The following is a 10843-nucleotide window of genomic DNA, read 5'->3' on the forward strand; positions in this document are numbered from 1 at the left end:
CGCCGCCTAGCTGCTTTGAAACACAAACGTATTGACGTCGCCTTGCGCGCATTGCGCCTCGGCGGTCAGCGCACTATATGGCGTCGCGGGGTCCTTGACCACCGCCGCCGCCTGTCCTTCGGCCGCAATTGTGATGGACTCGGACACGCGCTGCATGATGGACGCAATGGAAGGACATGCCACGTTGTTCACCCCGGACAGCGTAATGGAGAATGCCGTGCCTGACTCGGCCGGCGCCACAAGCACTTCGCCATTGCCGCCAAGGCCATGCAGCACCCGGGTAGCCGTATCGGTGCCCGACACCGAGAAGATGCTGGAATCGCGTACAAGCTTGGCAAAATGCCGGGTGTCTATGTCGGCATAAGGCGTTGCGGAGCCATTGGGAGCATTGACCTTGGTTTGCAGAATGAAACGCGCCAGTTCCTCGCCTACCTTGGGGACTTTGTTCTCGATGACATATCCGCCAATGGCCGGAATGCTGATGATTGCCAGCAACAGCACGATAGCCGTCACAATGGATACTTCAATCAATGAAAAGCCCCGCTGACATGCGGCATGGCGGTATGTAACCATAGTAGGTATTGCAGACATATCGACTCCTTGAGTAAGGCCGGCCTTATTGGCTGGCATAAAAAAACATCAAAGACCGGCGCAACTCGTCGATGACAGCGTAGTGCCAAAGCGCCATGGCTATTAGACCGGTCAAACAACTTAGCAGCACCGCCCAGCGCAGCGCCTTGGCCTGCGCGGCCACCTTGTCCAGAACCCGGTCTTTCAGGCGCTGGCGCAACAGCACCAGCCCTTGGGCCAGGCCATGGGCCTGGGCCATGTCGCTGAAAAACCAGTACAGGTCGCGGTCGAGCAAGCCCGTGTCGAAAGTTGCAGCACCGGTCAAGCCCGCGTCCACACGGGCTAGCATGGCATCAAGATGCCAGCCCAGCCAGGGCGAAGCGCCGACTCTTTGCATCAGCAAGGCCGTGCGCAACTGGGTCGAGGCCGTATCGTTGCGCGCCAAGGCGATGGTGATAAGCGCCAGGCAATGCACGGCGTGAACGTTGCGATAAATGCGCCACACAAAACACTGATCCAGGGTTTCGCGTAGCGGACCTGTGAAATTGGGCAGCGACCAGAGCAGCGCGGCAAAACCTGCGAAACTTGAAATGACAACAAGTGCCCAAGCCTCGTGGACGAACGTAGAGAACCTGAACAAGAAACGTGTCGATCCCGCGTAGTACTCGGGCGGCACGGCGCCGAATACTTGCTGCAACTGAGGCACCGTATACCAGGGAATCGCCAGCACCATGGCCAGCAAAACAGCCAAGGACAGAAGGGCCGACCATAAAGTCGACGACACAATGCGCCTGGCCCGCAGCTCCAGCTGCACGGCCTCGGCCAGGTTGCCAAGGGCATGCGTAAACACCCTGCCGCCCGAAAATTGCGCTATGCGTATCAGGCCGAGTTCGGCCTGCGGCATGCATCCGAACCATGTTGCATAAAGGTCGCCCCCGGTAACCTGATAAGCCTGCGCCCAGCGTCGCGACAAGCGGCCTCTTGCAGTATGTGCACCGTAGCGCCGGGCATCCTGTTCGAAAATGTTCTTGACGGTTAAACGGCCTTGCGTTGCGGCAATAAGAACCGACAAATATTCAAAGTAGTCGGCCCTTTGGCCGGCGAATCCCCATCGGTCAAAAAGCAGAACCGTGCCCTGAACCCACGCATCGAACGCCCGCGCCAGCGCAGGCCTTCTCATGCCGATACCCGGCCGACAAGAGCGGCATGCAGACCGGCTGCGCTGTCGTGCTTTTCGAAACAACCGAAACGTTGCTCAATATCGTGCGGATCGACCTCGCCGCGCCAGGCCTTTTGCATTGCGCAAGCGAAAGCGGACGTCATGCCCGCGCCGGAACGGTCTTGGGCCATGGCCCGCCAATAGGCAAGGCTATCGTTGCTGCGAACGCTTTCAAGAAAGCCCGGGCTGGAAGGCGGTTCGATATATTCGGCCACTACCGTACGGCCTTTATAGCCGGCCAGCGCGGCAAGCTGGCCGGTGTGGCATTGGGGGCAGCCCAAGCGATTGCGCACGCGCAAAGCAGCCGGGTCGCCGCCGAACCGCTGTGCGGTTCGTTGCGCCCAGTACTTCCACTGGCTGGCCGTGCGCCCCCGCATTGCCGGTACCGGCTTGCCCTCCCATAGCGCTGACGCCGGCACGGAACAAGCGGGACACAGCTTGGGCAGCAGCACCTGATAAACCAGAAGCTTGAGTACCCCCGGCGTGGCAAGGAAGTCACGCGACATTCCAATAAAGTCCGACGCCAGGCGATCTGTGATCAGCGCGGCCGACAGTGCGTGCGTGGTCGTATAAACATTGACCCCGGAACCCGCCAAATCCATGAAGGCGGCGCCAGTTTCCTTGTCGCGTATTTCACCAAGCAAGACATCGTTCATGGCCGAACGTTTCAGAGCCCGCAGCTTGATTCCGAAGGCGTCATACTGATGAGCGGAAAAGTCGCGCACAACAGTATTTTGGATAGCCCGGGGAATAAGGTATTCGACCGGGTCCTCCAGCGTCACCACCTTGCGGTCTTCGGCAAGACGAGCGATCAGGGAAGCAAGCGTCGTGGACTTACCCGACCCTACCGCGCCGGCGAACACAATGGCTCCGCCCTCGGTTTGCATGGCTTGATCGATAGCCTGCACTTGCCGCGGCAGATAGCCCAGTTGCTCCAGAGTCAATCCTATTGAGCCCGCCTCGCGTTCCAGCAGCCTGATGCACACGCTGGGCCCCGGGTCGGCAGAAAGTGAAGCCCAGCGCAGCAATACCGGGCGCCCGTCGACTTCTTTCAGCAAGCTGCCTTGCTGCTCTGCCCCCGGATCGAACACCGCACCGTTGCCGCCGCGGATATCCATCCATGCAACCGAAAGCATATCGACCAGCATGCTGGTCGGCATGCGGCAAAACCGCTGAGGTGCGATATAGCGACCCGATATCGTGTACTTGACCTCGGAGTCGGCTTCGCCTTGCCTGATATTAATATGCAGGTCGCTGGCGCCGTGCCGCACTCCCCACTCGACCATGTCGTGAAAGGCCTGTGCCAAAGCCGTACGCGAATGCTGGCGCACCGAAGGATTCGGCCGTCCCGGCGTGCGCGGACCTACTTGATCGCGCGCGATCGCCAACAGCAGCGGTGCGGCCAGTACATAGCGCGATGGCGTTGCCATGCTGTAGCCGCAGCGCTGTATGTGCCGCGCCAGCTCATCGGCCTGATCGCTGCCTACATGCTCCGCAAGCGACAGTATGGCAACGGAGTTATCCGACAACAGCGCGGGGCACAGTCTTGCCGTGATTTCTTCCACGCCCAGCTCGGCGCTTAAAGACCGCAGCAAGCCCGGTTCGAGCGCCAGCAACTCTTCAAGGCTGGAAATGGGCACAGCAGTGGAGGCATCGAAACGCGATCCTGGCAAAGCGCTGTCCGGAATACGCGGCTTTGCTGGCCCGCCCCATGAAATACGCATGGCTATCACCTTCCTGAGGACGAATGCGCGGCCAGGCAGAGATTCAATTTTTGCGCCTGGCGTTCAAGACGCACGCAACTGGGGCTTATATCGCGCAAGACAAAAAGCGACTCGTCGGCATGGCGCTGGCCCACTGGAAAGGGCTGGCCGCGCATATATACATAGGTTGCCGAACCGACACGCACTTCAGCGGCCAGCTTCTTGCCCACCCCGTAGATGGCCTGCAACCGCGGTTTTGCTTCGCTACCCAGCACAACACTGCCCTGCGTGTCTTTTTGACCCTGCAGCTTGGCTTTGGTTTGGCTTAAGGCCAAGGCCGAATCAAGCCGCATCAATTCGCGCACCGACATCTGGTCGAACTCAAGAGTCGGCGCCTGCGACGGCGTGGCGCGCGCCCGGCCAGCCATGGCCGCGAGCAACGCGCACAGCATGCAAAACAGCAAGGCATCACGGCGATGACGCAGCCGCAACGGCGCCCGGCAACTGAGCCACCGCCGTATTATGCGCGGCATCAAGCGGCTTGGGTCGGCTTTCGGGTTCGGCCTGGGTTTCATAAAGGTCTCCTTGAAAAGACGCATGCAAGCGACTTGTTCGCACATCCACCGCTCGCGCATCGCGCAGCGACAGCGTTATTCTTTTCCAACTGATGGACTCGGTATAAGGCAGCAGCACACTGGCCGAACGCAATGGACCATCGAAGCGAACGGGTCGCGTAATATAGGTTTGCAGGTTCTGCGGGCGCGGCACCGGCTTGCCCTGCGCATCGCGCGGAGCGATCACAGCCAAGGGCATGGGGCGGCCCAACTGCAAGCTCGAGAACGCCGGTTGTATTGCTTGCAAGGAACTCCATAAATGACGTTCGTTATGCGGGGCGCTGCGAATTCGGGCTCGAGTCAAGGACTGCGCGGTTGTTCGCAAGCGCCACGCAGGCTGCGCCTGGTCGATGGATAAAAATTCAATCGACCAGGCAGACGGTGCTTTTTCAAGCAGTGTTTCATTGCTGGCCAGCGGCTCATCACGCAGGTAGCGCGCGCGGCAATGCCAATCGCCAGCCGCTTCGGGCACACAATCGGCGCTGACCAACGACCATCCCGCAATGCGCACAGGAAGCTGGTACAAGCTGTGAAGTACCGTCTGGGTACCCTGCACGCCGTGCACGGCAATGGCCCGGCCCGCCTGCTCTGTCGCTTGGCGCCAGGCTTGGCCGGCATCGACCGCCGGCATGGGCGACGCAGCCGGTACGGCGGGCCGCAGCATAGCCCATGCCCGCCATAGCAAGAACGCCACAAGGGTTGCCAGCAACAACCGTTGCGCGGGCTGGGGCAATCTTCCGTAGCGTGCAACCGGCAGCAAGCGCGAATGCCCATCGCTGGCGGCGGCCAGCGCAGCCAAGGAAGGCGCCGCAGGCGACTGCTCTTCACCCAATATGGTCAACTGCGGAAAAGCTTGCTTGAGTTCGCCCAAGCCTTGTCCGGCCTGTCCCGGTGAACGAAAGATCCTGTCTGTCCGGGCGACGACCGCGCCTTCGTGGATGGCAACCAGCCAATGATGCCCCTCGGACAATTCCAGCAATAACGCAACGGTTCCCGATCCATAAAGGCGCGCAAGACTTTGCGCTGCCGAATGCAGTATGGCCTGGCTGCCGCGATGCCGTGCTTGTATGCTGGCAAGCCCGACGGCACCGGCGGTTTCGCCGGCCACAACCACATGCGTTGCACGTCTCTGCCGCGCCATGCGATACGCCGTACGCGCCGCGCGTCCGCTAAGCAAAGGCAACCAGTCCAGGCCGAAGACCAATGAACGGGAAGAAACCGGAAGAATCAATGCGTCGTCCATGGCGTGCCCGCTTAAAAACCTTCTTCCACTTGCGCCGTCACCACTACGACAGTTGCCAATCGCTGCGACGAAGCGCGATCGCTGCCGCCCAGCGCCATGGGCATGCCGGGATTCAACCTACGCCCTTCGGTTTCTTCCTGCGTGCGGTCGAAGCCCGAAATCACCAACGGCTGGCCGGGACGCAAAGCTACTTGCTGCACGGTTCCATTGCCGTCGATGGTGACCTGCTGCAGTTGCAGCGGGTTGGACTTGTCGCCGAAGGTCACTGACTTAAGCGGCTGAGCCACAGTATTGTCGTAAGCCACCGAGAGCAGGATCTGGCCATCTTCTTGCGCATCGGGAACCAAGGTAAGCAATGAACCGACTGTTTCTTCTTTCTGGCTTACCGAAACAGTGGGGAGCACCGTACCGGCACCCGAAGGCAATGCCGCTGTTTCGACCCTGTCGATGTATGAAAACGTCGTTCGAACCGCGTGCGAGACGGGCCGCCTGTTCAAGGTAAGCACGGGCAGGCTGCTGCGCCGCACTACCTGTCCTACTTGGCTCAAGGCTTTGACCACGGCCTCGGAGCCTTTGAACTGGCCCTCCGCCAGCCCTATGCCTGCGCTGGCCACCTCGGCGGCGCTGGCGCTTGGCATTGATGCCGCCGCCACGACCTTGGCGCTGGAAAAAACCAGGTTCCAATCGAAGCCCGCTTCGGCAGAATCGCGCTTGATCAACGTAACCTCATCGAAAATCAGCCGTACACGACGTGTGAGTGCACGGTTTTCTTGCTCGAGATACAGGGCAATGCGCTGCAGGACCTCGGGGATGTCGGTAACGACAATGGAGGAGCTGGCACCGGGTTCCGCCACCAATATCCCCGCCTGAGAAAGAAAGGGTTCTATGCGCAGGCGCACCACCTCAAGCAGGTCATGTTTGCCGGCCGACAGCGTCGTCTTGGATGTGCTGGCGAAGCCTTCGGCCTTGGTGGCACGGCTTGATCCCAAAGTTGCCTCGGCATTGGCATTGAGCGTCAGGGCGCGGACGTTGAATACGCGCGTTTCAGTACGATAGAACTCGATGCGTCCGTTCTGGTAGCGCCACATGACGCCTAACCGAGCGCCGATACGGTCCAATATTCCAGAGAGCGGCTCTGGACCGCTGGACGGATTTATGGCGGGTGCGCTGGCCGGAGCCTGCGTTTTGAGCATGGCCGACGATGCCAGGCGCGGCGCAAAAACGTCAAGCGGCAACATGGCATCGGGACGTACATAAACGGGAATACCGGTTGCCGCCGTAATGCGTGGCGCAAGTTGCGCCAGGTCAAAGGCGGCGCCGTTGAACAACAGCGTCGTATTGACATTGGCGCGCAGAGCCACAGGCATGGTCGCTTCACGCGCCAGCGGTTGGGCACGGCCGGCAAGCCACGGCTGCCCGACTTCTTGCGCGGCCCGCCGCGCGCCGTCGTCGGAGGCGGCAAGCGCAAATTCGCGGTGACGATCTTGCACATCGTCTTGAGCGCGCATGGCCGACAAAGTAATTTGCCTGACCTTTTCGCCCAAGGCGCATGCCGACATAATGGCGCAGCAAAGCGCAACCAGACACAGACGCCATACGGTGCTCATGAGTTCCCCGACAATGAGGCCACTCGATTACATGGCTGGGCATAGGGAACAATGCGCAATACTTTGTTGGAGTAAAAACAAGGTTGCAGCGGGCGGTCGGCCAGTTCGGTTGCCGCCATCAAGGCCTGCACCGCCTGCTTGAAGTCCAACTGAAACCGGGCCGAGCCCGCAATAGGAATGTCGGCGTCCACCGACCAATGCTCGGCGTCGAACGTCCACCCTGCCAGACCGGCCCAACGTACCAGCGCAAGGCGCATGTTCTGGTCTTTCGGACTGACGTCGTAGGCTGCGCCCGCCATGTGCGAAGATATATCGGGCACACTTGTGGACGCGGTGTCTGCCGCGTCGGCAACGTCGATTGCCGTAACGCTTGGAACGGAATAGGCCAACGAAAGTGAACCGGCCCGCGATAAAGCAAGCGGCGTGGCGCGAACCGAGTCCGCCGGCGTTGCCGCCAGTTCGCCCGCGACAGCTAACTCCGCTGCAACCGGCCGGCCAGCAGGTTCAGCGGCTCCGACTGATGCCACCGGCGCCGCAACGTCAGGCGCCATGGGCTCTGGTCCGGCCTCTGGATTCGAATATACACTGGAGCCAGGCACGATTCGGTCGATGCGGCTGCTTTGCATCCCGCCGCGCAACAGCAGGTGCGGCCATACATGGTCAAGCACTACATAAGGACCTTCGCGCCGATACTCGAGCAAGCGGTCGCCTTCGGCTGTACGGGCGAACACAGCGGGTATGGGCTGTTCAGGCGCAAATTGCAGCCACATCCGGCGCCCGTTGTCGAAGACCTGCAAGGGCGCCACGGAAGGCTCGCCGGACAAGCGCCAGGAGAAATCGAATTCGCCGGAACCCGCGACAGACGTATGATTCTTGGGACCTGCAAATAGCTTCCAATCCGGCAAGCCGGCGCACCCACCCAGCAGAAGCACGGCCAGCGCCGCGGCATACTTTGCAAGCATGATTCGTATTCCCCTTGCGAAACCGATCTCGACAGATCTGCACGGAAACAATCTTGCACGCCAGAATATGGCGCCGCCAGACCGAGATATACGAATAGAAGCTTTTGTCACAATTCGCTAACCAAAATAAATGGCAGCGTAACTACTTATAAATCAAATGACTAAAGATGTTATTTAAAGCACAACCTAAAACAGGGCAAAACAAAACAAACGCAAAACTCGACAAATGGATTACTCTGGCTTCGCACCGAGCGATGCCATCATCAGCTCTTACTACAGGAGACTCATCATGAACGCACTGGTTGAGCAATACTGGGCCCGGGCATTGAAGATCGCACGCCAGCACGAGACTGGCGAAATCGATTTCGCCGATCTGACTGGTCTAAGCGACGAATATTCCGCGTCCTTCACAGAGCAACTTAACGAGCTGCCGGAAGCATTGCGTACGGCACAAGGAACGGCTCTAGAGGCCAAGCTGCAACAAGCGATTGGCGACGACAATACCAGCGAACACACCCGCCAGGCATTAAACGAGCTGCTGATCTCCATTAATCGCACACCAATCTACTAATAAGCCCGTCCGTTGCCGCCCCATGCATGACCGGGAACCGGCTTTCTGGCGCCGCATATGCGATTCGCTACGCCAAGCCCATCAAGGCTTGGCGTTTTTAATTGTTGGGACGGCGTGTGCCTGAAGTACTACCGACGCAGCGGCCCTTTAATGGACCTGAGTCTGGTTCGAACGTTTTAGTAATTTAATCAAACTGTCTTTCAGGCCCGAAGAAAAAATCGGCACGAATTGCAGTAGATTGTTTTCATCGACGACCGACTTGATCTGAATGGACTGGTTTTTGAACGCCTGCGTTCCCTTGGCGTTTTTATCGTACGCTTGCAGCAGCTTGTTGGCAGCGGCCTGCGCGCGAAACAGGTTGGCCTCGATCTGGCCCTCTTGCGCCGAATAGTGCGTTACTACGCGATCAATGTCGTCCAGAAACAAACTAAGCGCGTAGTCGCCCCGGCATTCCTTGAGCTCATAGCCCCATGTGCTAGCTGTCATTAAATCGCCTCCAGAAAAGCACTGCCATAGCCCAGGAAAATGCCCGACTAATTGATGGTTTGTGTCGACTGCAACTGCGATTGCATTTCAAGGATCAAGCCTTCGAGTTCGGACGAGGTTTGCAAAGCCAGCACAGGCCGGCCGTCCTCGTCGGTGCCGTCGCTTTCAAGCTTCAGTGTAATGCTTTGGCCTTCGAACGCCTTTGGGTTGGCCTGTATCTGCACATACTGGTTCAACAAACGATCCACGGCCTTCTGCGCTTCGAATAGTTGCATGGACAACGGCGAGTTGGCGTGCAGCTTGAACTGCTGCTCTATGGTCTTGGCCAAATCCCAACTGAAAAATAAGATGGCGTTATAGCCATGGCATTCGGGGTGTAGAAACCCCCAGGATTCATTCGGTGTCGGATTCAAAATGGTGCTTTCCGGATTTGATAATAATGGATAGGCAAGTGTCGCCGCGCATCGCGGCGTTGCCCAGAGCATGGTTGCGGATGGCGCCTGTTCAGGGCTGCGGCGCCTGGACGAACTTGCGGGATCGTCGCGTCAACGCCTTGCCATCGTAAATATAAGTATCTATTTTATCTGCCTTTTGATTATTGGGTGTTTCCAGAAAAAACCGCCGTCCTTTGACAGAAACTTTGATTTTCTCGGAACACGCGCCGATAGGCGGCGAAACGCTATAACCCTTGCGATGCAAAACGACCCAGCGATACTTGAACGGGCACTGCAGGTCGCCGTCGCTGACGGAAACCAGCGCGGCCTCGGCATCGGGCAGGTCGAACGCGTAAGTAATATTGAGCAGGCCTTCTATCGGAGGGCGGATTTCGACATCGTCGATCTGCAAGCGTGATTCGTACACATATTCGTACGACTTGATCCCCAACTTCCCGTAAGGCGTCGCGAAATCAAGTCTTGAAGGCAGCGGCGGCCAAGTTTGCGACTGGGCCATAACACTGGACCCCGAAACCATGACCATGGAAAGCAACGAGAATGAAGCGAAAAGTAGCCGACGCATAATGCCTGAGGGTTGCAATACGAAGCAAGCGTGAACCAGCAACCCCGCCAGGCGCTCACACACGATCATCGGTGTAACGCCCATGACAGAGGATTGCCACGTTTTGTAAGGCTTATTACATAGTATTTTAAGTTTGCGGGCAAGTCAGCTTGATGGTGAGGGTCCGGTTCATGCGGGCCTCGCAAAAGAGCGACGCTTGAAACACGACAACGACCGAAAAACATGCTGCCGTCGCTCAAGAAGCCGTCGCCATCATATACAGAAGAGCAACAATCAGCAGCCCGAAATACAAGACCACGCCCGCCACCACGCTTTTAGCCACAATACGCAGCTTTTGCGGAAGGGACAGCACGGCGCCGCGGCGACTATCCCGCGTGGCGTGCCACCAAACGCCTGCGGCGCCAAGAATGCTGAGCAGTATGATTGCAATTTTCATGGGCTTATTCTAACGGAGCGCATGGCATCGCAGGCGCCTGCGGCTTTTAAGCTGGAGATTGGCGCTATAGTTGCAAACAGGCTTGCTGCGGCGCATGCGCGTTCAATCCGAGCCTTAACTTGCAAAGGAAAGATCATGCATATGGGAATGAACGGCTTCGGGATGATTTTCCCGGTATTGGCCTACCTTGTGGTTATCGGCATACCCGCGGCTGTTGTTATAGGAAAGGCCGGCTACAGCCGTGCCTGGGTGATCCTGGCGTTCATCCCGATCGTAAACTTGATTGCATTGTGGGTCTTTGCTTTCGCCAAGTGGCCCGCTGTTCAGCGACAATTAACTTGACCGGTCAGCGACAACTATCTTGGCCGGTTGATCTGATAGGGTTCGACACTGCAAATCGGAGGATGCGCGGTGT

General features: G+C 58.5%; 13 protein-coding genes. 2 read left to right on the top strand and 11 right to left on the bottom strand.

Translation table 11 applies throughout. The annotated features are described in order from the left end of the window. Positions 1–6: 6 nt before the first annotated feature. Genes DFR37_RS08735 through DFR37_RS08765 form a run of 7 tightly spaced genes read right to left on the bottom strand, consistent with a single transcriptional unit; the run spans position 7 to position 7918 of the window. A complete protein-coding gene (locus tag DFR37_RS08735) occupies positions 7–591 on the bottom strand; it encodes a type 4 pilus major pilin (RefSeq protein ID WP_242341741.1) in 585 nt (194 codons plus the stop codon). A 25-nt stretch (positions 592–616) separates the two neighbouring features. Next, complete coding sequence (locus DFR37_RS08740; RefSeq protein ID WP_113932831.1) at positions 617–1750, bottom strand: general secretion pathway protein; 1134 nt, start codon at positions 1748–1750, stop codon at positions 617–619. After that, a complete protein-coding gene (locus DFR37_RS08745; RefSeq protein ID WP_113932832.1) occupies positions 1747–3513 on the bottom strand; it encodes a GspE/PulE family protein in 1767 nt (588 codons plus the stop codon). Before DFR37_RS08745 ends, DFR37_RS08740 begins: the two co-directional genes overlap by 4 nt. Positions 3514–3518: 5 nt before the next feature. After that, positions 3519–3944 carry a hypothetical protein gene (locus DFR37_RS08750; RefSeq protein ID WP_170139867.1) on the bottom strand — a complete coding sequence of 142 codons (426 nt, stop codon included), beginning with the start codon at positions 3942–3944 and terminating at the stop codon, positions 3519–3521. Between the two features lie 16 nt (positions 3945–3960). Beyond that, positions 3961–5349: a type IV pilus inner membrane component PilO gene (locus DFR37_RS08755; RefSeq protein ID WP_113932834.1), complete on the bottom strand. Its 1389-nt coding sequence runs from the start codon at positions 5347–5349 to the stop codon at positions 3961–3963. Between the two features lie 11 nt (positions 5350–5360). After that, positions 5361–6956, bottom strand: coding sequence for a hypothetical protein (locus DFR37_RS08760; RefSeq protein WP_113932835.1), 1596 nt, complete (start codon positions 6954–6956; stop codon positions 5361–5363). Then, on the bottom strand, positions 6953–7918 hold the full coding sequence (locus DFR37_RS08765; protein ID WP_242341740.1) for a TrbG/VirB9 family P-type conjugative transfer protein: 966 nt from the start codon (positions 7916–7918) through the stop codon (positions 6953–6955). Before DFR37_RS08765 ends, DFR37_RS08760 begins: the two co-directional genes overlap by 4 nt. A 289-nt stretch (positions 7919–8207) precedes the next feature. Between DFR37_RS08765 and DFR37_RS08775 the strand changes: the two genes are divergently transcribed. Then, a complete protein-coding gene (locus DFR37_RS08775; RefSeq protein ID WP_113932836.1) occupies positions 8208–8489 on the top strand; it encodes a hypothetical protein in 282 nt (93 codons plus the stop codon). Positions 8490–8636: 147 nt separating this feature from the next. On the opposite strand, the gene DFR37_RS08780 is transcribed toward DFR37_RS08775, so the two are convergent. The 4 genes from DFR37_RS08780 to DFR37_RS08795 all read right to left on the bottom strand — a co-directional run bounded on the left by DFR37_RS08780 (position 8637) and on the right by DFR37_RS08795 (position 10428). Then, positions 8637–8975: a hypothetical protein gene (locus DFR37_RS08780; protein WP_113932837.1), complete on the bottom strand. Its 339-nt coding sequence runs from the start codon at positions 8973–8975 to the stop codon at positions 8637–8639. A 47-nt stretch (positions 8976–9022) separates the two neighbouring features. Continuing rightward, positions 9023–9388, bottom strand: a complete 366-nt coding sequence (locus tag DFR37_RS08785; RefSeq protein ID WP_113932887.1) for a hypothetical protein — start codon at positions 9386–9388, stop codon at positions 9023–9025. Positions 9389–9479: 91 nt separating this feature from the next. Beyond that, entirely contained in the window at positions 9480–9926 is a 447-nt protein-coding gene (locus tag DFR37_RS08790; RefSeq protein WP_147251599.1) for a hypothetical protein, read from the bottom strand. Between the two features lie 301 nt (positions 9927–10227). Continuing rightward, positions 10228–10428 (bottom strand): hypothetical protein, encoded by a 201-nt coding sequence (locus DFR37_RS08795; RefSeq protein ID WP_113932839.1) that lies wholly within the window; start codon positions 10426–10428, stop codon positions 10228–10230. Between the two features lie 21 nt (positions 10429–10449). Between DFR37_RS08795 and DFR37_RS23120 the strand changes: the two genes are divergently transcribed. Continuing rightward, on the top strand, positions 10450–10770 hold the full coding sequence (locus DFR37_RS23120; protein WP_211317229.1) for a hypothetical protein: 321 nt from the start codon (positions 10450–10452) through the stop codon (positions 10768–10770). The last annotated feature ends 73 nt before the right edge of the window (positions 10771–10843 follow it).

Origin of the sequence: Eoetvoesiella caeni (genome assembly GCF_003315175.1) — a bacterium.
Lineage (GTDB): Bacteria > Pseudomonadota > Gammaproteobacteria > Burkholderiales > Burkholderiaceae_B > Eoetvoesia > Eoetvoesia caeni.